Source organism: Pseudomonas sp. NY15364 (assembly GCF_048068235.1).
GTDB lineage: Bacteria > Pseudomonadota > Gammaproteobacteria > Pseudomonadales > Pseudomonadaceae > Aquipseudomonas > Aquipseudomonas mendocina_D.
The window spans coordinates 1-19,869 of record NZ_JBLUPX010000006.1; the positions used below are offsets into that span (position 1 = coordinate 1).

Below are 19,869 nucleotides of genomic sequence, written 5' to 3' on the forward strand. Positions count from 1 at the left end.
GAACTGTTGGGGTAAATCCCGCTTTCCATTTCCAAGCATCAAAAACACCAACGCCCCGAACCAGTCGGGGCGTTGGATTTTTCTGGCGTCAGTGCGTTTTCACACGCTCTGTACAGGTGTCATATCGCACTGTGGGAGGGGCTTTAGCCGCGACAGGCTTGTTGCCCCTGACTCCAGAGTCAGCTATATTCGCCGCACGTCATTTCCGACGTACCTGGATCAGCAGACAGGGTCAACACTGAGCTGGCTTACCTGACATCAACCTCAGAGGAGCCTGCTCATGGCAGCTACCCGTATCTGGATCAAGAACCCCCTCGCCATCTTCACCGCCAATGACCTGGACGCTTCCGGCGGCCTGGTGATCGCGGATGGCCGCATCGCCGAAGTGCTCAGCAAAGGCCAGCAGCCTTCAACACCCTGCGAGCAAACCTTCGATGCCCGTGAGCACGTGGTGCTGCCGGGCCTGATCAACACCCACCATCACTTCTACCAGACCCTCACCCGCGCCTGGGCGCCAGTGGTCAATCAGCCGCTGTTCCCCTGGCTGAAGACGCTCTACCCGGTGTGGGCGCGCCTTACGCCGGAGAAACTGGCGCTGGCCAGCAAGGTGGCCTTGGCCGAACTGCTGCTGTCCGGCTGCAGCACAGCCGCCGATCACCATTACCTGTTCCCCGGCGGCCTGGAAAATGCCATCGACGTGCAGGTCGAGGCGGTGCGCGAACTGGGCATGCGCGCCATGCTCACCCGTGGCTCCATGAGCCTGGGCGAAGCCGATGGTGGCCTGCCGCCGCAGCAGACGGTGCAACAGGGCGAGGTGATCCTGGCCGACAGCCAGCGCCTGATCGGCCAGTACCACCAGCGCGGCGACGGCGCGCAGATCCAGATCGCCCTGGCGCCCTGCTCGCCCTTCTCGGTGACTCAGGAAATCATGCGCCAGAGCGCCGAACTGGCCGAGGAGCTGGACGTACGCCTGCACACCCACCTGGCCGAAACCCTCGACGAGGAAGACTTCTGCCTGCAGCGCTTCGGCCTACGCACAGTGGATTACCTGGACAGCGTCGGCTGGCTCGGCCCGCGCACCTGGCTGGCCCATGGCATCCACTTCAACCCCGAGGAAATCATCCGCCTCGGCGCCGCCGGCACCGGCATCTGCCATTGCCCCAGCTCCAACATGCGCCTGGCTTCGGGCATCTGCCCCAGTGTAGAGCTGGAAGCCGCCGGTGCGCCGCTGGGCCTGGGTGTCGACGGCTCGGCCTCCAACGATGCCTCGAACATGATCCTCGAAGCGCGCCAGGCGCTGTACATCCAGCGCCTGCGCTATGGCGCCGAGCAGATCACTCCGCAACGCGTGCTCGGTTGGGCCAGCAAGGGTTCGGCGAAGCTGCTGGGGCGCAGCGATATCGGCGAATTGGCGGTGGGCAAGCAAGCCGACCTGGCGCTGTTCAAGCTCGACGAGCTGCGCTTCTCCGGCAGCCACGATCCACTCTCCGCGCTGCTGCTGTGCGGCGCCGACCGGATGATGATCGGCGGCACCTGGCGCGTCATCGACGGGCAGATCGAGGGGCTGGACGTGGCGCAGCTGATCGCTGATCACCGCCAGGCAGCGAAGCAGTTGGTCAACGCCTGATCCTGAACCGTAGGGTGCGCCGTGCGCACCGAAAAACTGCCGGTGCGCACGGCGCACCCTACGGTTTGCAGCAGGGCAATCGCACCACAACGCAGCATCTGCACGGCCATCGCACCAATAGCGCTCCACACCATTCTCCGCTCTTGCCCGCAAAGGCTTTCAGTAAGGCTATCTGTCTTGTTGGTCAGCTTTTTGCAGTCAGGGGATCAGCCAACCAACGGCCACCCCAACACCAAGACTGGAGCTGCACCCACCATGCACAAGAAGAGCAAGAAACCGCTGCTGCGCACCCTCGTCGCCGCCCTGGGCTTTGGCGCCATGCTCAGCGCCTCCGCCGCCGATCCGCTGAAGGTCGGCTTCGTCTACATCGGCCCCATCGGCGACCATGGCTGGACCTACCAGCACGAACAGGGCCGGCAGATGCTGAGCAAGGAAATGGGCGACAAGGTCACCACCAGCTTCGTCGAGAACGTGCCGGAAGGCGCCGACGCCGAGCGGGTGATCCGCAACATGGCCAAGGGTGGTTTCGACCTGATCTTCACCACCTCCTTCGGCTACATGAACCCGACCATCAAGGTGGCCAAGCAATTTCCCAAGGTGACCTTCGAACACGCCACCGGCTACAAGCAGGACAAGAACGTCGGCACCTACCTGTCGCGCTCCTATGAGGGTCGCTACGTTGGCGGCTTCCTCGCGGCGAAGATGACCAAGACCAAGAAGGTCGGCTACGTTGCCTCCTTCCCGATCCCCGAGGTGATCCGCGATATCAACGCCATCCAGCTGGCGCTGGACAAGTACAACCCGGGCACCGAGATCAAGGTGGTGTGGGTCAACACCTGGTTCGATCCGGGCAAGGAATCCGATGCCGCCAACGCGCTGATCGACCAGGGCGTGGACGTGATGTTCCAACACACCGACAGCCCGGCGCCGATCCAGACCGCCGAGCGCCGTGGCATCTACTCCGTAGGCTACGCCTCGGACATGGCTCACTTCGGGCCGAAGGCCGTGCTCACCTCCATCGTCAACGACTGGGGCCCGCACTACGTCAAATCCACCCAGGCTGTGATCGACGGTACCTGGCAGCCGCAGGATTTCTGGGGCGGCCTGGCCGAGGACACCATCGAGCTGCCGATCAGCGACCTGGTGCCGGCTGACGTGAAGAGCGAGGCCGAGCAGATCATCGCCGACATTCGCAGCGGCAAGTTCCACCCCTTCACCGGCCCGATCAAGGATCAGAGCGGCGCGGTGCGCATTGCCGAAGGCGCAAGCGCGACCAATGCCGAGCTGGCCTCGATGAACTACTACGTGGAGAACGTGAAGGCCGAGATACCGAAGTAACCCGCCACCTGGCAACTACCGATGCCGTCCCTGCACTGCAGAACCGCATCAAGGGGATCTCATCCGAGATCTCTTTCCGCTGCCCTGGGTACGAGAAGACTCGCAGCAACGCCCACCCGAGGCTCAACATGAACGCATTACCCATCATCGACATCGCCCCTCTCTACGCTGACGACGCTTTGGCCTGGCCTGCCGTGGCCGAGCAGATCGACCGCGCCTGCCGCGACTGGGGCTTCTTCTATATCGTCGGCCACCCCATCGGCAGCGAGCGCATCGACGCCCTGCTCAGTGCGGCGAAGCACTTCTTCGCCCTGCCTGCCGACGACAAACTCAAGATCGATATCACCCAGACCGCCCACCACCGCGGTTACGGTGCCATCGCCACCGAACAGCTCGACCCAAGCAAACCGAGCGATTTGAAGGAAACCTTCGACATGGGTTTCCACATGCCGGCCGATCACCCCGAGGTGCTGGCAGGCAAACCACTGCGAGGGCCGAATCGCCACCCGGATCTACCCGGCTGGGCCGAGCTGATGGAACAGCATTACGCCGATATGCAGGACTTGGCCAAGACCCTGCTGCGCGCCATGGCCATGGCGCTGGACATCGAGCACGATTTCTTCGACGCGCGCTTTCATGAGCCGATCAGCGTGCTGCGCATGATCCACTACCCGCCGCGCCACACCGCCACCAGCGCCGACCAACAAGGCGCCGGCGCACACACCGATTACGGCTGCATCACCCTGCTCTACCAGGACGATGCCGGCGGCCTGCAGGTACGTGCACGCGATGGCGAGTGGATCGACGCGCCGCCGATTGCCGGCAGCTTCGTGGTCAACATCGGCGACATGATGGCGCGCTGGAGCAACGATCGGTACACCTCGACGCCGCACCGGGTGATCAGCCCGCTGGGGGTGGATCGCTACTCCATGCCGTTCTTCGCCGAACCGCATCCCGACACGCTGATCGACTGCCTGCCGAACTGCTCCAGCGCGGACAACCCGGCCAAGTACACACCGGTGACCAGCGCCGCGTACCTGCTGTCGAGGTTCGCCGATACCTATGCCTATCGGCGCGAGGAAGCGTAGGGCTGATGATGGCTCCCACGCTCTGGCGTGGGAGACCAGCCAGGGACGCTCTGCGTCCTTCAGACGCAGAGCGTCTGCAAGGGCATTCCCACGCGGAGCGTGGGAACGATCAGTCCACCCTGCGCAGCTGGCTCGCCAGCTGCAGCACGATCCTGTCCCAACAGTTAAACTTTGCTGCTACCCAAGCCTGACAACGAGAACCGACCATGCCCGAATGGCTGAATGCCCTGCCCAAGGCCGAACTGCACCTGCACCTGGAAGGCTCGCTGGAGCCCGAGCTGCTGTTCGCCCTGGCCGAACGCAACCAGATCGCCCTGCCCTGGGCCGATGTCGAGACCCTGCGCGCGGCCTATGCCTTCAACAACCTGCAGGAATTTCTCGATCTGTATTACGCCGGCGCCAACGTGCTGCGCACCGAGCAGGATTTCTACGACCTGACCTGGGCCTACCTGCAACGCTGCAAGGCGCAGAACGTCATTCATGTCGAACCCTTCTTCGACCCGCAGACCCACACCGACCGCGGCGTTCCCTTCGAGGTGGTGCTGCGCGGTATCCAGCAAGCGCTGCTCGACGGCGAGAAGCAGCTGGGCATCAGCCACGGGCTGATCCTCAGCTTCCTGCGTCACCTGCCCGAGGACGAGGCCTTCAAGACCCTGGAACAAGCCATGCCGTTTCGCGATGCCTTTATCGGCGTTGGCCTCGACAGTTCGGAGAAGGGCTTCCCGCCGCGGCTATTCGAGCGGGTGTTCGCCAAGGCACGCAGCGAAGGCCTGCACGCGGTGGCGCATGCCGGCGAGGAAGGCCCACCCGAATACATCTGGGAGGCGCTGGACCTGCTCAAGATCAAGCGTATCGACCACGGCGTGCGCGCCATCGAAGACGAACGGCTGATGCAGCGCATCATCGACGAGCAGATCCCGCTGACCGTCTGCCCGCTGTCGAACATCAAACTCTGCGTGTTCGAGCACATGGGCCAGCACAACATCCTCGAGATGCTCGAACGCGGCGTGAAGGTGACGGTGAACTCGGACGACCCGGCCTACTTCGGCGGCTACGTCGGCGAGAACTTCGCCGCCCTGCACGAACACCTGGGCATGACCGAAGCCCAGGCCAAGCGCCTGGCGCAGAACAGCCTGGATGCGCGCCTGGCCTGAGCAAGAGCATCGCCGCTGAAGCGCCTCCCACAGTACCCACGCTCCGTGGGAGGGGCTTTAGCCGCGACTGTACGCTCAGTGTTCCTGCAGCTTGCGCCGCTTGCCAGTCACCATCGACAACGGCAGGTTCTCGCGCAGCCGATAGCTCTCAAATAGCGCTGCAGCGATATGCAAGCCGACCACCGCCATGAGGCCGTTGGCACAGAATTCGTGGATTTCCAGCGGCAGATCCGCGCCCCAGAAATAATCGACTTCCTCCATCAGAAAGCCGGTCACGCCCAGACCGAGCATCAGCGTCATCATCAGGAGCATCACCAGCGCGCCCAACGGCGAATGCCCCAGACGGTGATAGGGCTGACCGGCAATCAACGCACGCAAATGCGCACCAAGGCGTGCCGGGGTCGGCCAGAAATCCGCCCAGCGCGCCGCCGGCGTGCCGACGAAACCCCATACCAGGCGGATCGCCAGCCAGGCCACGGCGTAGTAGCCGAACCAGCGATGCCAGTCTTCGCCCTCTTCGGTAAAGAAGTAGTTGGCCAGGAAAGCGCCGGCCAGGGACCAGTGGAACAAGCGCACCACTGGGTCCCACACGCGCACGGTCGCGGCGCTCATCAGCCTTCTACGTTGCTTTTGACCGGCTTGCCGCTGACCGGATCGAAGTAAATCTCGACCTTCTTGCCGTCCTTGTCGAAGCCGTATATTTCGTAGCAGTTGCCACCGGTAACCTTGAACTTGTTGATCTCGTAGCCCTGGGCCTTGAGGTCGGCCTGGAACTTGTCCTGATCCTGCCACTGCGACTTGTCGGCAGTGGTGCATTCGGTGGCGGCGAAGGTCAGCGGGCTGGCCAGAGCCAGAGACAGCAGAAGCAGTTTGCGCATGGTGTAGTCCTCTCGGTGCAGGGGAAAGTGTGTCTGCGGGGACTACTCTGGCGCCTGAACCTTAAGACTCTATTAGCGCACGCAAAATCGTAGCCCGGATGTAATCCGGGAAAGGTGGCTACCGTGCCCGGCCAAACGTAGGAGCCCGCTTGCGGGCGATCCGCATTGTGCAAGCGCCAATCGCCCGCAAGCGGACGCCTACGAGAGGATCGCTACGCTTCGTAGCTCCGGGCTAGCTATGGCTTAGAAGTCGAAATCGACCTTGGCCCACAAGGTACGGCCCGGCTCGTCGATACGCGTTTCGGCCGGGAAGCCGAAGCCAGCGTCGCCAGCCAGGTTGAGGTGTTCGGCGTAGTTCTTGTCGAGCAGGTTATCCACGCCGGCGCTGAGTTTGACCTGTTGGCTAACGCGGTAAGCGCCATTGAGCGAGAGCACGCCGAAGCCGGCGCTGTCGCCGAAGTCCTGCCCCACCACGTTGCCGCGCCCTTCGGCGATGCGCCCCTGGCCATCGACCACACGCCACAGGGCACCGACGCTCCAGTCGTCACGCTGGTAGGTCAGGCCCAGGCGCGCTTCCAGCGGCGGCATCTGCGGCAGCGCTTCACCGTCGCTGCTGTTCTTGCCCCAGGCGTAGGCCAGGGTCGCGTCGGCCTTCCAGTTGGAGTCGAAGGCGTAGGCCACGCCCAACTCGCCGCCCATGATGCGTGCGTCGACATTGTCAGCTTGCGTGTTCATGCCCCGGTAGTCGAACAGGATGTAGTCGCGGATCTGCCCGACATAGGCCGAAGCCCAGGCCTGCAGCTTGTCGTCCTGGTACTGGATGCCGATATCGAGCTGGGTGGTCTTCTCCGGTTTGATGCCATCGAAGGCGTTGTCCGCGTCGGCCGGGCCATTGAGGCCGGCGGAGAACAGCTCCCAGTAATCGGGGAAGCGCTGCACGTGGCCGATGCCGGCATAGACGGTGGTCGGCGAGTCGGACAGGTCGTGCTCGTAGCGCACGAAACCACTGGGCAAGGTATCGGCGCGGGTCTCGCCCGCCGTCGGGTTGGTCGTGGTCATGCCCATCATGTCGCTGAAGTTCTGCCGGTAGTCCTTGGCCGAGGCGCGATCCAGGCGTGCGCCAGAGATCAGCCGATCACCCTCGGCCAGGCTCCAGGTGGCTTCGGCGAACACGCCGTAGTTGTGCATCAGCGCGTCCTTGTCCCAGGGGAAGCGATCAGCGTCGACATAGGGCATGCCCATCATGCCGCCGCTGGAGCTGCGCTGGCGGTGTTCGCTGCGCTGCGCATCGACGCCGGTGATCAGCTCGACGTCGTCCCACTTCCAGGTCGCGGCCAGGCGTGCACCGAGGGTTCGACGGTCGACCTGCGCCGCCATCGGCCCGGCCATCATGCTGCTCGGGTCCGGCACGCGCAGGCGGAAGTTGTCCATGATGTGGTCGGCGTAGTTGTAGTAGACCTTGGCCTCGACCTTATCCAGCACGCCACCGAGGTTGCTGCGCTCGATGCGCAGGCCGAGGCTTTCGCGCTTGAACTGAGTGCCGTCCATGCCACGACCACCGTAACGCGCTTCGCCATCGCCACGGCCAGCCGTGAGTTCGATCAGGGTATCGGCATCCGGCGTCCAGCCCAGGGCCACGTCGCCGTTCCACTTGTCCCAGCGCGAGGCGATGGTGTCGCCGTCACCGTTGTCGTAATCGTCCGACTGCGAGCGGTTACCCATCACCCGCAGGTAGCCCTGCTCGCTGCCCACGGCGCCATCCAGGGTTCGGTCGAAACGGCCATTGGAGCCGGCCAGCACGCTGGCATGCAGGCGCGCGCCCAGCTCACCGAAACGCTCCGGCTCGCGATCGAAACGCACCACCCCAGCGGACGCGCCCGGCCCCCAGATCACGGTTTGCGGGCCCTTGGTAACGGTCAGCCGATCAAAGGTTTCTGGCGAGATGTAGGAACTGGGTGCGTCCATCCGCCCCGGACAGGCGCCGATCATCTGCCCGCCATCGGTGAGCAGCAGCAGGCGCGAGCCAAACAGGCCGCGCAACACCGGGTCACTGTTGCTGCCACCGCTGCGAATCGCGGAGAAACCGGGAATGGTCTTGAGGTAGTCGGCCGCATCGCTGGCCGGTACCGGCTGGCGTGGATCCTTGGGGTCGGCCACCACGGTCAGCGGCGAGCTTTGCTGGATTGCCGTGATCACCGTGGGCGGCAGTTCGTGCACAGGCTCCTCGGCAGCCTGCAGGGCAGTCATGGAACACAGGCCGCAGGCTACGGCCAGAACGGACAGGGGAAAACGAGCGCGCACGGAAACGGCGCCCGAAACGAAGGAAACGGACATGCGGATACCTGAAAAGTCGATTGGCGAAGAGGCCTGGTAACGGCCTCATGGGAGTGGTGACTTCAGGTGCGCATGGCGGTGCACGTGACAGCGCATGAGGAAAGTTGGCGCCCGGCAGCGGTCGCTCAGGCAACCTCAGGGTGGTATCGCGAGATAACTCCAAGCGGCTCGCGAGCACCGAGCCATTGTCGGCCAGCACCGGACAATGCGAGAGCAGCGAGCAGTAGCCGCAGGCATCCACCTGCAACACTGGGCTGGAGCTGCTCGTTGGGGCCGGCACGCTGCCCGCCCCGTCATGACAGCCAAGCTCGTTCAGCCAGCGCCAGTCAGCCGGCTCGGCACGCAGTTGCGACGCCAGTGGCGCCAGCACGATAAGGACGAACGCCAGCAGCCCAAGCTGGGCGGCGAGCGTGCGCCTGCGTGCCGTGAACAGCATCAGTGCTGGTGCTTGCCTGCATCATGACCGGCAGCATGATCATGGCCTGCCGGCGCATCTTTCTGCACGGCGACCTCAACCTCGACAGCACCGGCTTTCTCGAAGTTGAGGGTCAACGGGAAGCGCTCACCGTCCTTGGCCTGCTGCTTCAGGTTGAACAGCATGACGTGATAGCCCATGGGCTCGAACTTCACCTCGCCATCAGCGGGGATGGCCACGTCCTGCACCTGCTGCATCTTCATCACGCCATCGGCATGCACATGCTCGTGCAACTCGGCCTTGCCGGCCACCGGGGTGCTGACACTGAGCAGACGATCGGCTTCGCTGCCCTTGTTGTGGATGACGAAATAAGCGGCAGCAGTCGGCGCCACCGGCGGCATCTCGCGCGACCAGGGGTGGTCGATATGCAGTTGACCGGCTTCGTACTCGTGGGCCTGCACCAACAGCGCCGGCAGCAGCAGGGTGAGGCCGAGCAGGGTTTTCTTCAGGGTCATGGGGTGTTGCCTCCTGGTTTGGAATCGAATCATGGGTCGAGCCTATAACGTCTTGCGACGATCAAACTGTTCACTCATGCCAGCGGCCGGGTCGATGGCCGCAGTTGGCGAAAGCGCGAGAGTAGCCAGTCAAGAACGAAGACCAGCAGCAGCGAAGCGCCGACCAGCGGGAAGATCACACCGAGCACGATCATCACGCCGATGGCGGTCTTCCAGCGCGGCAGGTCGTGGCGCAGCGGCGGTACACCGAAGCGTCCGGCCGGGCGGCGTTTCCACCACAGCACCAGGCCGCTGACGGAGCTGAAGATGATCAGCAGGCAGATCGCCGCCATCAGCAGTTGGTTGGCCAGGCCGAACAGCTTGCCTTCGTGCAGCATCACCCCGGTTTCCACGGTTTTCGCCACCGGGCCGTAGTCCTGCCAGCGCACGTCTGCGAGTACCGCACCGCTGTATTGATCGAAGTGCAACGTGGCATCGTTGCGTGGATCGTCGGCGAACAGGGCGACGGTGTAAACGCCCTGCTCGCCCTGGGGCAGGCTGATGCTGTAACCAGGCTGGACACCGCGCTCGGCGGCGCTATCGACCACATGCTGCAGCAGGCTGGTGGAGGCCGCTGCGGCCCGATGCCCGGCATGGCCGTGATGCGCGGCATGCGGGTCGGACGCGGGCAGCGGCGTGACTTCCACCGCCCAGGCCACGGTTTGCTGGCTGCTGCTGTTGAGGCTGCCGGTCAGTTGCCCGGACTTGGGCACGTCATCCCACATCGCGGCGGGAAAATGATTCCAGGCACCGGCGAACTGCGCGCCCCAGTAGCCCGTCCAGGTCATACCGGTGAGCAGCATGAACAGCAGCAGTGCGCTGCCCCAGAAGCCGGTGACCGCATGCAGGTCGCGCCACCACAGGCGCCCCCCTGCGCTCAGACGTGGCCACAACACACCCGCCCCGCTGCTGCCGCGCGGCCACCAAAGGTACAGGCCGGATACCACCAGCACGATGCCCCAGCCAGCGGCCAGTTCGATCAGCCGGTCACCAACGGTGCCGATCAGCAGATCACCGTGCAGCTTGCGCACCACCGCCTGCAGATTCCACAGGGCGTCCTGGGCGCCGAGAAGGCTGCCGTTGTAGGGATCGACGAACAGGTTCAGCTCCTGGCCGCCCTGATTGATCACGAACTGCGCACTGCGATCCTGTACAGCGGGCGGCAGGTATTTGCTGACCGTCGCCTGCGGATAGGCTTCGCGGACGATAGCCAGTTGCTGATCGGCACTGAGGCGCTGCTCGGCGACCGGCACCTGCATCAGGTCGGCGTACATCCAGGCGTCGAGCTGCGGTTTGAACAGGTAGATGATCCCGGTGATCGACAGCAGGATCATGAACGGGATGACGAACAGCCCGGCATAGAAGTGCCAGCGCCAGGCCAGGTTGTAGAACGAGGTGGACTCACGCATGACAGGTGCCTCCATAAGGGGTTTCATGAAAGGGGTTCACTACGACCTTCCTTCGTTTCGCAGGAGCGTGCTTCTGCGGCTCGGTACTCCTGAGCGACGCAAACGTCGCCATCCCAACACTGTGCCGCTGAGGCAGATCACCAGACCGCCAAGGCTGAAGGCGATGATCAGAGCTTCGCGCAGCAGCGGGCGTTCCAGCAGCGGCGGCCAGTCCCAGCTATGCAGCAGGTTGAACAGCCAGCGGCCGACGCGCTGGCGCTGGTCATGCCGCGCGATCATCTCGCCGCTGGCCGGGTCGAGGTAGACCCAGGTCTGCTCCGGGTCATCGAAGCGCACCCGCAGCACCGGCAGCGGTCGGTTCTGCGAGCCGTACATGCTTTGCGCATCGCGGGCGAAGTAGTAGGTATCGAAGCGCTCCAGCCACTCGCTTTGCAGTGCCACATCCGGCGCCATGAGGTGGGCCGTATCGAGCAGTTGTTCGCGGGGCAGCTGACGCAGCAAGGTCTCGCCGTGCAGCATGCGGCTCTCGCCGCTCGCCGCTCGTGCCACCAGATAGGTGCTGCCATCGAGGCGACGCCATTCCAGCTCGACCACATCCAGCTCGGTGCGCAGCAGTTGCAGTGCGCGGCTGATGGGGAGCGAAACGTCCGCTGCCCGTAGCGCGCCGCCCTGCATCAACGCAGCGTCGAGGCGTGAACGGCTGTCGGTGGTGCCCCAGGGCCGCATGGACATCAGGCCACTGAAGATCCACGCCATCAGCACAACGCCGAACAGCAGGCCGCCGATATGGTGCCAACGCCACCAGCCGCCGGAGTAAGGGCTGCGGGAGCCGTTGCGATAGGGTTTGCGAAAGCGCCAACGCATCAGGCCAACCACCATGCCCAGCACGGCCATGGCCGTGCCCAGCAGGGACAAACCGATCACCAGTACGCGCCAGCCATTGTCGAAACCGAAGCCACCGCGTAGCGGATAGAGCCAGTGGAACCAGGCACCCAGCCAGTTCCAGCGCCGCTCCTGCAGGCTGGCGTCACGCACCACTTCGCCAGTTCTGCCCGACAGGTAGAGCCAGGTACGCTCGGCATCGCCCAGCTCGACCAGATGCAACGGGCGCTCGGCATCCAGCGCACGCGAATGCGTCCAGACGTCCTCCTCGAACTGGCCGCGATAGCGCAGCGGCACATCGCCGGCATATTGCCGAGCGCCAGCCAGCGCCCAGGCTTCGTCGGCACGTTGCAGCGGCTCACCGCTACGCGCATTCAGGGTCACGCGGCGCCCGTCGGCCAACTCCAGCAGATAGAACGGCTGGCCGCCCAGACTGCTCAGACGCAGGCGCCGCAACGGCAGCTGTGCCCATTGCGCCGGCACCTCGGCGCAGCAGCTCGCGGGCAGTGCCGGTAGATGCCCGAGGCGCTCACTGCCGGTCAGCTTGGGGTAGCCGACATACAGCATCACCACCCCGGAGACGAACCACAGCGCCATCAGCAGGCACAGGCCGATACCCAGCCAGCGATGCCAGAGGTACAGCTGGCGTTTCAGCGCCATCAGTAACGCCATTGCACAGCCACTTCCAGGCTGCGCGGCTCGCCCAGGTAGTACTGGGTGTTGCTCTGGTGGATGAAGCGGGCGTAGGTCTCGTCGGTGAGGTTGCGCAACCGCGCGCTGAGCTCGGTGTGAGTATCCAGGTCGTGCTTGAGGAACAACCCGTAGACGGTGTACGACGGCACCCACATGGTGTTGGCGGTGTTGGCATAGACCGAGGAGACATAACGCGCATCGGCCCCCACCTGCCAGTCCGGTGCAACGTCGTAGGTCAACCAGAGGTTGGCCACGCGCTCGGGGATGTTCACCGGGTTCTTGCCCTTGCGCGATACCGCCACACCGCCGACGTTTTCGTTGAACTCGTCGTATTCGGCACGTACCCAGGCGAAGTTACCGGCGGCGAGCAACTGCGGGGTGATCTTGAACGAGGCGGCCAATTCGACACCGGTGGAGGTCTGCTGCCCGGCCTGCTCGGTGGTGTTCGGCACACTGGAAGACGGCACCGAGATGTTCTTGCGCACGATGCGGTACGCCGCCGCCGTCGCCGAGCCGCGACCATCGAGGAAGTCGAACTTGCTGCCCACCTCGATCTGGCGGCCGGTGCTCAGGTCGAAATCGGCGACCTGGGCGACCGAGGCGCTGGTCAGGGTGCCGCCTGGCGGTTCGGCCGAGGTGCTGTATTGGGTGTAGAGGCTGACGGCATCGGTGAGGTCATAGACCAGACCGACGCGTCCGGTGAAGGCATCCCAGCGGCGATCCAGCTCGACGCGGGTTACATGTTCGACCACCTCGAAGTCGATATGGTCGTAGCGCAGCGCGCTGATCAGCGCCAGGCGATCGGTCAGCCGGGTACGGTTCTCGACGAAGGCCGAGGCGGTATCGGTCCAGGTGCTGCGACCCTTTGTACGCGGGGCGTCCATGCCGGGGATGTCGAGAAACTCGCCTGGATCGAAACCGTTGGGGTCTACCGTGTCGAAGTTCGCCGAGATCGACAGCGGGTAGTTGGTCTGCTGGTTGCGGCTGTACTCCAGACCGAAGGCCCAGTCGCTGGCCAGACCGAACAGATCGCCGGCATGGGTCAGCTCGAAGCGGTCGCCATTGACCTCCTGATCATGGCGCTGACGGTAAGCAGCAGAACGGGTCACCTCGGTATTGGCGGCGTTGTAGCGATAACGCTCGAGGTTGCGGTAATCGCGCTGGCCCTTGTAGTGGTAGAAGGTGTTGCGCAGCTGGGTGGCGTCATCGAGGCGGTAGTCGGTAATCGAGCGCAGCCAGCGGGTGCGTTGCTCGTAGCGGCCGTCCTCGACGTTGTAGTTGTTGAAGCGGTTGTGCTTGTCGATACGCAGCTTGCCACTCAGTGGCTGCAACACCGGCGAGCCCCAGTACGGGCTGTCTTCCTGCTCCTCCAGGTACTCGATGGCCAGGGTGTGGGAGAGCTGGTCGTTGATGTCGCTGAGCAGGGAGAAGGCCAGGTTGCCGGCCTGGTTTTCCTGGCGGTCGATATAACCGTTGGTGTGAGTGCGGCTGTAATCCAGGCGCGCGTAATGCCGCGGACCGTCGCCCTCATTGAGCGCCTGATTGACGCCGATGGCGGTTTCCCAGGTGTCGTAGCGCGAGTAGCTGACGCGCCCTTCCAAGCTGTCCTTATCGCGGCTGGCGAGCTTGGTGATGTAGTTCAGGCTGCCGCCAACCGCGCCACTGCCATTGAGGAAGGACGACGGCCCGCCCAGCAGTTCGACGCGATCATAGATCCAGGCGCCAACAGGACGCGCCGAACCGCCGTATTGCAGGTTGATGCCATTGAACAGTTGGCCGATCTGTGCGCCATTGAAACCTCGATAGGCCACGTAGCCGCCCCAGCCGGGTGGTGCCGAGGCGTTCACGCCGGGCAAGGCATTGGCAGCATCCTGAAAGTTGCGTACGCCCAGACGCTCCATGGTCGCCCGATCCGCCACGCTGACCGAGGCCGGATTTTCACGAGCGCTGAGGTTGAGGCGCGAGCCACTCTCGATGGTTTTGTCCAGGTTGATGCCAGTAGCCTCGTCAGGCTCTGCAGCAACGGCAGATACGGTGCTGGCAGGCAGCGTCAAGGCGTCATCTTGCGCCCAGGCAAGGGAGGTGCTGCAGGCGAGCAGCGCCAGGGTGGTCATACGAAACATGTAAGGCTTCCAGGCTTTTGTTCGATAAGCCCGCACGCGACCTAGCCTCAAAGCCAGGTTTAACGGGCGACTTCAGAGCGCAGGAAGCAGGAAGGGAGAAGCGCGGGGATTGGCGGGAGGCCAGCGATAGCGGGTAAGACGGGGAATATGCAGGGCCGCCAGCGGACGCACACGTTCGGCCACGAGCAGGCCGAGCAGCCCGAAGAATGCCGCCAGGATGAGCGCACTGAACAAACTGGCCAAGGCGCAGCCCGTACCGGTAGCCGGGTTGGGCGCAACGATGCCGGAGCCGTCGAGGTCGGCGCCGGCGCCGGCGCCGAAGTTGCCATCGAACGAGCAGTACTGGCCATCCAGACCGCTGAGCTGCATGCCGGCCATCTGGCCGTGGCTGATCGCGCAGACGAACGCACTGAACAGGATGCTGAAGTACAGCACCCAAGCGGTCAGTGAGCGGTCATTGCGGGCCAGTTTCATGGGGCGCGACTCTAAACAGAGGATGGCAGCGCGACACTGCGGTGCGTTGCCGCAGGCACTGCGTACGAGAGTCTAGCAGGGCTTGCTGGCTTTATCGCATCAAGTGCTAACGCCATGGCGCAGCGTCCAGCAAACGCTGGCAGCGCAGTTGCACGAATTCGCGCAGCAGATGCACCGCCTTGCTCAGCTGAGCACGGTGCGCACACACCAGATACAGGGGCGTCGGCTCGCCCAGCCAGTTCGGCAGCAGCACCTGCAGGCGCCCTTCGCGCACGTCTTCGGCGACATCCAGCCAGGACTTGTACACCACACCCCGCCCGGCCACGGCCCAGCGCCGAGTGACATCGGCATCGTCGCAGACCCGGTCACCCGCGACGTTCATCAGTACCTCGCGCTTGCCATCCTGAAAGCGCCAGCGATCATACGCTCGGCCATGCAACATATAGAGCAGGCAGTTGTGCTGATGCAGCTCCTCCACGCTGCGCGGCGAACCGTGCCGGGCGAGATAGGAAGGTGAAGCGCAGAGCACCCGACGATTGTCCGCTGCCACCGGCAGTGCCACCAGGCTGGAATCCTCCGGTGCGCCGTAGCGCAGGGCGATGTCCACCGGCTCACGGAACAGGTCGGTCACCCGGTCGGCCAGCAGCAGACGCAGCTGCAGTTGCGGATGCTCGTCCTGGAACGCGTCGAGCCAGGGCAACAACGTATTGCGCCCCAGATCCGACGGCGCCGATAGCTGCAATACACCGCAAATCCCCTCCTGGCTGCCGACCAGTTGCTGGCGCCCCTCCTCGAGGCTCTGCAACGCCAGCCGGGCATGCACCAGATACAGCTCGCCCTCGGGCGTCAGGCGCAGGCTGCGCGTCGAACGCGCCAGCAGGCGCACCTGCAGCTGCTGCTCAAGACGCTTGAGGGCCGCGCTGGCCACGGCTGGCGAAACATCCAGCAGCCGCGCCGCAGCGGACAGGCTGCCGGTTTCGGCAGTTCGCACGAAGAGTTGCAGGTCGTCGAAACGCAGCATGGCCGCTCACTTTCAAAATAATGATGAAAGAGACTCTATTACCCGCTTCTTTTTCTTTCCACACAAATAAAAGAGCATGGCTTCAATTCCCTATCGGAGCCCGCCATGACCACTGCTCTCACACTGATCGCCACCATCAAGGCCCTGCCTGGTCATGCCGAGGCGGTGGCCGCAGGCCTGCAACGTCTGGTCACGGCCACCTGCGCGGAGCCCGGATGCCTGCAGTACGCGCTGCACCGCAACAAGCTGGACCCGCACCAGTTCGTGATGATCGAACAATGGCGCGACGCCGAGGCATTGGACCAGCATCATGCAGCGCCGCACTTCCTACACTTCACCAACGCATTCGGCGAGCGGCTTGCGGGTATCGATCTGCTCCCGCTGCAACCCCTTACCTGATTTCTCACAGAGGACCATTTCCATGAAAGCCGTCGCTTACTACCAATCCCTGCCTGCCGACCATCCCGAAGCACTGCAGGACGTGCAGCTGGCCGAACCCACTCCGGGTGCACACGATCTTCTGGTCGAGGTTCGGGCCATCTCGGTCAACCCGGTCGATACCAAGATCCGCCTCGGCGTTGCGCCGGAGAATGGTGCCGCCAAGGTGCTGGGCTGGGATGCAAGCGGCGTCGTCAAGGCCGTGGGCAGCGAAGTCACTCTGTTCCAGCCCGGCGACCGGGTGTTCTACGCCGGCGCCATCGACCGTGCCGGCGCCAATAGCGAACTGCACTTGGTCGATGAACGCATCGTTGGCCATATGCCGGGCAGCCTGTCGTTCGCCGAAGCTGCAGCCCTGCCGCTGACCGCCATCACCGCCTGGGAACTGCTGTTCGAACGTCTGCAGGTTGCCGAGGGCTCGGCCGATCAAGGCCAGAGCCTGCTGATCGTCGGCGCCGCCGGTGGTGTCGGTTCGATTCTCACCCAACTGGCGCGCAACCTGACCGGCCTGACCGTGATCGGTACTGCCTCGCGCCCGGAAACCCAAGCCTGGGTCCGTGATCTGGGCGCACATCATGTAATCGATCACAGCAAGCCGCTGAGCGAGGAACTGGCGCGCATTAGCATCGGCCAGGTCACCCATGTCGCCAGCCTGACCCAGACCGACCAGCACTACGCGCAACTGGTCGAGTGCCTGGCGCCGCAGGGGCGTCTGGCGCTGATCGACGACCCGCTGCAACCGCTGGATGTGATGCAGCTCAAGCGCAAGAGCCTGTCGCTGCACTGGGAGTTGATGTTCACCCGTTCGCTGTACCAGACCGCAGACATGATCGAGCAGCATCGTCTGCTGGAGCGGGTCTCCGATCTGGTCGACGCCGGCGTGCTCAAGACCACTCTCGGTGAGCATTTCGGCACCATCAATGCCGCCAACCTGCGTCGCGCCCATGCGTTGCTGGAGAGTGGCAAGGCCAAGGGCAAGATCGTGCTCGAAGGGTTCTGAGGCGCGATGGTGTAGTGGGCCGACCCAGTCACGTTTCCTTCGCGGTACCGCTTATCGCGAAGCGGCCATCACGCTGGTCGGCCATTTGATTTAGATCAGAAAAAGGTCATGCAAGCGAACTATCCTGATTGTCCCCAACAAGCACCGGCGACTCGTCGCAGCTTAAGGAGGTGGTTCGCATGAAAGTTCTCGTTCAGCCGCGTGATCAGGGCGGCGAATGCCTGTGGCAGGTACGACTGGATCAACATTGCGTGAGTTTTCGCAGCGAAGAGGAGGCCCGCCAGTTCGCCGCCAGGCTGGAAGCCCGCTTGCGCGCGCCACACAAGCTGCCCGACTGGCCCGTGCAGCGTCAGGCGGGCTGAATCTCAGCCTTGATTGCGATGTCGTAGGGTGCGCTGGCGCAGCGAAAAAACGGGCTAGCCTCTGGAACGCACAGTGCACCCTACTTCTCGCCTGACGCCTGGCTGACCGGCATCAGGCGCAACGCCGGACTGCGCAGCATATCCAGCACGGTATCGACCAGCGCAGGCGCCTGCTGCGCGAGGTCGAAGTTGGGCACCAGCAACCAGTTGGACTCGATACCTTCCATATAGGCATGCAGACAGACGGCCGCCCGCGCGCAGTCCAGGTCGCTCGGCAACTGGCCCTTGTTGACCGCGTTGCTCAGCGCTTTGGCGATGCGCTGATCACACTCAATGCTCAGCGCCTGCATGCGCTCGCGCAGGCCGAGCAGCTCACCGGTGTATTCGCACTTGTAACGCAGGATGTCGTGGGTGCGGTGGGTCTGCGTCTCGCAGGCCAGGCGCGTCAGTGCTTTGATCAACAATTCACGCATGCAGCCCAGCGGGTCAGGCTCGTCCTCGCTCTCGCTGGCACGCGCCAGTTCCTCGAGCGGCAGGCGCAGACGTTCGAGCATGGCCTGGAACAGGTCGATCTTGTTCTCGAAATGCCAGTAGATGGCGCCACGGCTGACGCCAGCGGCTTTCGCCACTTCGGCCAGAGACGCATGCGAGACCCCCTGAGCATGGAACACCTGCTCGGCGGCATCGAGTATCAGCGCCCGCGTTGCTTGCGCCTCTGCCTTGGTTCGTCTAGCCATTACCTAACCCACTGTCGCATTGCCTGAAACGCTTCTTCAGTAGAAGCGGTCAGAAGTATGCAGACAGTCCCAGGCATTTACAAACATTCACGCTTGTAAGTATATTCTGCGTCATTGGTTCTCAACTCCCATCCCTTCGCCCGCCCGGGCCGCGTATCCGATAAACGAGGTTCTCTCAGATGCACAAGAAACCAGCCTTTGCCGCCTTGGTTTCCGCCATCGCCGTGGCAATGCTCACGCTCACCGGCTGCCAGGAAGACAGTACCCCGCAGGCCCAGCCAACCCCCGAGGTTGGTGTGGTCACGCTGCAGGCGCAACCCTATGCCCTGACCAGCGAAGTGCCAGGCCGTACCAGCGCCTATCGCATTGCCGAGGTGCGCCCACAGGTCAATGGCATCATCCAGAAGCGCCTGTTTACCGAGGGCAGCGAGGTCAAGGCGGGGCAGCAGTTGTATCAGATCGACCCGGCCACCTACGAGGCTGCCTACAAGAGCGCCCAGGCCACGCTGTTGTCCGCCAAGTCACTGGCTGATCGCTACAAGCTGCTGGTCAATGACAAGGCCGTCAGCCAGCAGGCCTACGACGAGGCCCGCGCGGCCAGCCTGCAGGCCGATGCCGCCCTGGAGCAGGCGCGTATCGATCTGCGCTACACCAGAGTGATGGCGCCGATCAGCGGCCGTATCGGCCGTTCCGCCGTGACCGAAGGTGCGCTGGTGAGCAACGGCCAGGCGAGCGCCATGGCCACCATTCAGCAGCTCGACCCGATCTACGTCGACGTCACCCAGTCGAGCAAGGAACTGCTGCGCCTGCGCCGCGACCTGGCCGAAGGACGTTTGCAGAAGGCCAGCGACAGCGCCGCCAAGGTCGCGCTGAAGCTGGAGGACGGCAGCCGCTACGCGCATGAAGGCACGCTGGAGTTCTCCGAAGTCGCAGTGGACGAAAGTACCGGTTCGGTGACCCTGCGCGCGGTATTCCCCAACCCAGATCACCTGCTGCTGCCGGGCATGTTCGTGCACGCCGAGCTGCTGTCGGGGGTCAAGGAAAACGCCATCCTCGCCCCGCAGCAGGGTGTGACCCGCAACCAGCGTGGTGAGCCGACGGCGATGGTGGTCAATGCCGAAAACAAGGTGGAGCAGCGTGTACTCAAGGCCGACCGCACCGCCGGCAATGCCTGGCTGGTCGAGGATGGCCTGAAGGACGGCGACCGCCTGATCACCGAAGGCCTGCAGTTCGTGCGGCCGGGTGCCGAGGTCAGGGCCGTGCCGGCCAGCAACGTCAAGACCGAACAGCCTGACCAGGGCACCGAACCAGCCAACGGCCAGGACTAACGGAGAAACACTGA

18 protein-coding genes and 1 pseudogene are annotated in these 19,869 nt (G+C 63.9%); 8 read left to right on the forward strand and 11 right to left on the reverse strand.

The genetic code is table 11. The annotated features are described in order from the left end of the window. Positions 1 to 280: 280 nt before the first annotated feature. From ACNFCJ_RS06980 to ACNFCJ_RS06995, 4 genes are all read left to right on the forward strand, one after another. Positions 281 to 1,627, forward strand: coding sequence for an 8-oxoguanine deaminase (locus ACNFCJ_RS06980; RefSeq protein ID WP_416770550.1), 1,347 nt, complete (start codon positions 281 to 283; stop codon positions 1,625 to 1,627). A gap of 255 nt (positions 1,628 to 1,882) precedes the next feature. Then, positions 1,883 to 2,965: a BMP family ABC transporter substrate-binding protein gene (locus ACNFCJ_RS06985; protein WP_092377553.1), complete on the forward strand. Its 1,083-nt coding sequence runs from the start codon at positions 1,883 to 1,885 to the stop codon at positions 2,963 to 2,965. A 128-nt stretch (positions 2,966 to 3,093) separates the two neighbouring features. Further along, on the forward strand, positions 3,094 to 4,053 hold the full coding sequence (locus ACNFCJ_RS06990; RefSeq protein ID WP_092377556.1) for a 2-oxoglutarate and iron-dependent oxygenase domain-containing protein: 960 nt from the start codon (positions 3,094 to 3,096) through the stop codon (positions 4,051 to 4,053). Between the two features lie 206 nt (positions 4,054 to 4,259). Then, complete coding sequence (locus ACNFCJ_RS06995) at positions 4,260 to 5,207, forward strand: adenosine deaminase (RefSeq protein WP_017675424.1); 948 nt, start codon at positions 4,260 to 4,262, stop codon at positions 5,205 to 5,207. Between the two features lie 75 nt (positions 5,208 to 5,282). Here the strand turns inward: ACNFCJ_RS06995 and ACNFCJ_RS07000 are convergent, their stop codons facing one another. The 10 genes and pseudogenes from ACNFCJ_RS07000 to ACNFCJ_RS07045 all read right to left on the reverse strand — a co-directional run bounded on the left by ACNFCJ_RS07000 (position 5,283) and on the right by ACNFCJ_RS07045 (position 15,990). Beyond that, positions 5,283 to 5,819, reverse strand: coding sequence for a cytochrome b/b6 domain-containing protein (locus tag ACNFCJ_RS07000; protein ID WP_017675425.1), 537 nt, complete (start codon positions 5,817 to 5,819; stop codon positions 5,283 to 5,285). Further along, positions 5,819 to 6,085: a PepSY domain-containing protein gene (locus tag ACNFCJ_RS07005; RefSeq protein ID WP_017675426.1), complete on the reverse strand. Its 267-nt coding sequence runs from the start codon at positions 6,083 to 6,085 to the stop codon at positions 5,819 to 5,821. Before ACNFCJ_RS07005 ends, ACNFCJ_RS07000 begins: the two co-directional genes overlap by 1 nt. A 243-nt stretch (positions 6,086 to 6,328) precedes the next feature. Then, positions 6,329 to 8,419 (reverse strand): TonB-dependent copper receptor, encoded by a 2,091-nt coding sequence (locus ACNFCJ_RS07010; RefSeq protein WP_416770553.1) that lies wholly within the window; start codon positions 8,417 to 8,419, stop codon positions 6,329 to 6,331. 85 nt (positions 8,420 to 8,504) lie between these two features. Beyond that, positions 8,505 to 8,855, reverse strand: a pseudogene (locus ACNFCJ_RS07015) (DUF2946 domain-containing protein); the annotation flags it as partial. Next, a complete protein-coding gene (locus tag ACNFCJ_RS07020; RefSeq protein WP_017675428.1) occupies positions 8,855 to 9,349 on the reverse strand; it encodes a copper chaperone PCu(A)C in 495 nt (164 codons plus the stop codon). The gene ACNFCJ_RS07020 and the pseudogene ACNFCJ_RS07015, both read right to left, overlap by 1 nt. 74 nt (positions 9,350 to 9,423) lie before the next feature. Beyond that, a complete protein-coding gene (locus tag ACNFCJ_RS07025; protein ID WP_017675429.1) occupies positions 9,424 to 10,797 on the reverse strand; it encodes a PepSY-associated TM helix domain-containing protein in 1,374 nt (457 codons plus the stop codon). Between the two features lie 39 nt (positions 10,798 to 10,836). Then, on the reverse strand, positions 10,837 to 12,333 hold the full coding sequence (locus ACNFCJ_RS07030) for a PepSY domain-containing protein (protein WP_416770700.1): 1,497 nt from the start codon (positions 12,331 to 12,333) through the stop codon (positions 10,837 to 10,839). Positions 12,334 to 12,338: 5 nt separating this feature from the next. Further along, the gene (locus tag ACNFCJ_RS07035; RefSeq protein ID WP_017675431.1) at positions 12,339 to 14,495 is read right to left on the reverse strand and encodes a TonB-dependent receptor; all 2,157 of its coding nucleotides are present in this window, start codon (positions 14,493 to 14,495) and stop codon (positions 12,339 to 12,341) included. Between the two features lie 72 nt (positions 14,496 to 14,567). Beyond that, positions 14,568 to 14,969 carry a DUF2946 domain-containing protein gene (locus ACNFCJ_RS07040; protein ID WP_416770556.1) on the reverse strand — a complete coding sequence of 134 codons (402 nt, stop codon included), beginning with the start codon at positions 14,967 to 14,969 and terminating at the stop codon, positions 14,568 to 14,570. A 106-nt stretch (positions 14,970 to 15,075) separates the two neighbouring features. After that, entirely contained in the window at positions 15,076 to 15,990 is a 915-nt protein-coding gene (locus tag ACNFCJ_RS07045; RefSeq protein ID WP_017675433.1) for a LysR family transcriptional regulator, read from the reverse strand. A 105-nt stretch (positions 15,991 to 16,095) separates the two neighbouring features. On the opposite strand from ACNFCJ_RS07045, the gene ACNFCJ_RS07050 reads away from it, so the two are divergent. From ACNFCJ_RS07050 to ACNFCJ_RS07060, 3 genes are all read left to right on the forward strand, one after another. Next, entirely contained in the window at positions 16,096 to 16,389 is a 294-nt protein-coding gene (locus ACNFCJ_RS07050) for a putative quinol monooxygenase (RefSeq protein WP_017675434.1), read from the forward strand. A gap of 22 nt (positions 16,390 to 16,411) precedes the next feature. Then, entirely contained in the window at positions 16,412 to 17,428 is a 1,017-nt protein-coding gene (locus tag ACNFCJ_RS07055) for a zinc-binding alcohol dehydrogenase family protein (protein WP_017675435.1), read from the forward strand. Positions 17,429 to 17,607: 179 nt separating this feature from the next. Next, on the forward strand, positions 17,608 to 17,790 hold the full coding sequence (locus tag ACNFCJ_RS07060) for a hypothetical protein (protein ID WP_017675436.1): 183 nt from the start codon (positions 17,608 to 17,610) through the stop codon (positions 17,788 to 17,790). An 80-nt stretch (positions 17,791 to 17,870) separates the two neighbouring features. Here ACNFCJ_RS07060 and ACNFCJ_RS07065 read toward each other — a convergent pair whose 3' ends face one another. Further along, positions 17,871 to 18,527 carry a TetR family transcriptional regulator gene (locus tag ACNFCJ_RS07065; RefSeq protein WP_280079085.1) on the reverse strand — a complete coding sequence of 219 codons (657 nt, stop codon included), beginning with the start codon at positions 18,525 to 18,527 and terminating at the stop codon, positions 17,871 to 17,873. Positions 18,528 to 18,706: 179 nt separating this feature from the next. On the opposite strand from ACNFCJ_RS07065, the gene ACNFCJ_RS07070 reads away from it, so the two are divergent. After that, a complete protein-coding gene (locus ACNFCJ_RS07070) occupies positions 18,707 to 19,855 on the forward strand; it encodes an efflux RND transporter periplasmic adaptor subunit (protein ID WP_280064649.1) in 1,149 nt (382 codons plus the stop codon). Positions 19,856 to 19,869 lie beyond the last annotated feature (14 nt).

What these genes read in the sequence shown, in the direction of transcription:
- ACNFCJ_RS06980 (WP_416770550.1), top strand. Translation starts at nt 281, where the DNA reads ATGGCAGCTACCCGTATCTGGATCAAGAACCCCCTCGCCATCTTCACC.
- ACNFCJ_RS06985 (WP_092377553.1), top strand. Translation starts at nt 1,883, where the DNA reads ATGCACAAGAAGAGCAAGAAACCGCTGCTGCGCACCCTCGTCGCCGCC.
- ACNFCJ_RS06990 (WP_092377556.1), top strand. Translation starts at nt 3,094, where the DNA reads ATGAACGCATTACCCATCATCGACATCGCCCCTCTCTACGCTGACGAC.
- ACNFCJ_RS06995 (WP_017675424.1), top strand. Translation starts at nt 4,260, where the DNA reads ATGCCCGAATGGCTGAATGCCCTGCCCAAGGCCGAACTGCACCTGCAC.
- ACNFCJ_RS07000 (WP_017675425.1), bottom strand. Translation starts at nt 5,819, where the DNA reads ATGAGCGCCGCGACCGTGCGCGTGTGGGACCCAGTGGTGCGCTTGTTC.
- ACNFCJ_RS07005 (WP_017675426.1), bottom strand. Translation starts at nt 6,085, where the DNA reads ATGCGCAAACTGCTTCTGCTGTCTCTGGCTCTGGCCAGCCCGCTGACC.
- ACNFCJ_RS07010 (WP_416770553.1), bottom strand. Translation starts at nt 8,419, where the DNA reads ATGTCCGTTTCCTTCGTTTCGGGCGCCGTTTCCGTGCGCGCTCGTTTT.
- ACNFCJ_RS07020 (WP_017675428.1), bottom strand. Translation starts at nt 9,349, where the DNA reads ATGACCCTGAAGAAAACCCTGCTCGGCCTCACCCTGCTGCTGCCGGCG.
- ACNFCJ_RS07025 (WP_017675429.1), bottom strand. Translation starts at nt 10,797, where the DNA reads ATGCGTGAGTCCACCTCGTTCTACAACCTGGCCTGGCGCTGGCACTTC.
- ACNFCJ_RS07035 (WP_017675431.1), bottom strand. Translation starts at nt 14,495, where the DNA reads ATGTTTCGTATGACCACCCTGGCGCTGCTCGCCTGCAGCACCTCCCTT.
- ACNFCJ_RS07040 (WP_416770556.1), bottom strand. Translation starts at nt 14,969, where the DNA reads ATGAAACTGGCCCGCAATGACCGCTCACTGACCGCTTGGGTGCTGTAC.
- ACNFCJ_RS07045 (WP_017675433.1), bottom strand. Translation starts at nt 15,990, where the DNA reads ATGCTGCGTTTCGACGACCTGCAACTCTTCGTGCGAACTGCCGAAACC.
- ACNFCJ_RS07050 (WP_017675434.1), top strand. Translation starts at nt 16,096, where the DNA reads ATGACCACTGCTCTCACACTGATCGCCACCATCAAGGCCCTGCCTGGT.
- ACNFCJ_RS07055 (WP_017675435.1), top strand. Translation starts at nt 16,412, where the DNA reads ATGAAAGCCGTCGCTTACTACCAATCCCTGCCTGCCGACCATCCCGAA.
- ACNFCJ_RS07060 (WP_017675436.1), top strand. Translation starts at nt 17,608, where the DNA reads ATGAAAGTTCTCGTTCAGCCGCGTGATCAGGGCGGCGAATGCCTGTGG.
- ACNFCJ_RS07065 (WP_280079085.1), bottom strand. Translation starts at nt 18,527, where the DNA reads ATGGCTAGACGAACCAAGGCAGAGGCGCAAGCAACGCGGGCGCTGATA.
- ACNFCJ_RS07070 (WP_280064649.1), top strand. Translation starts at nt 18,707, where the DNA reads ATGCACAAGAAACCAGCCTTTGCCGCCTTGGTTTCCGCCATCGCCGTG.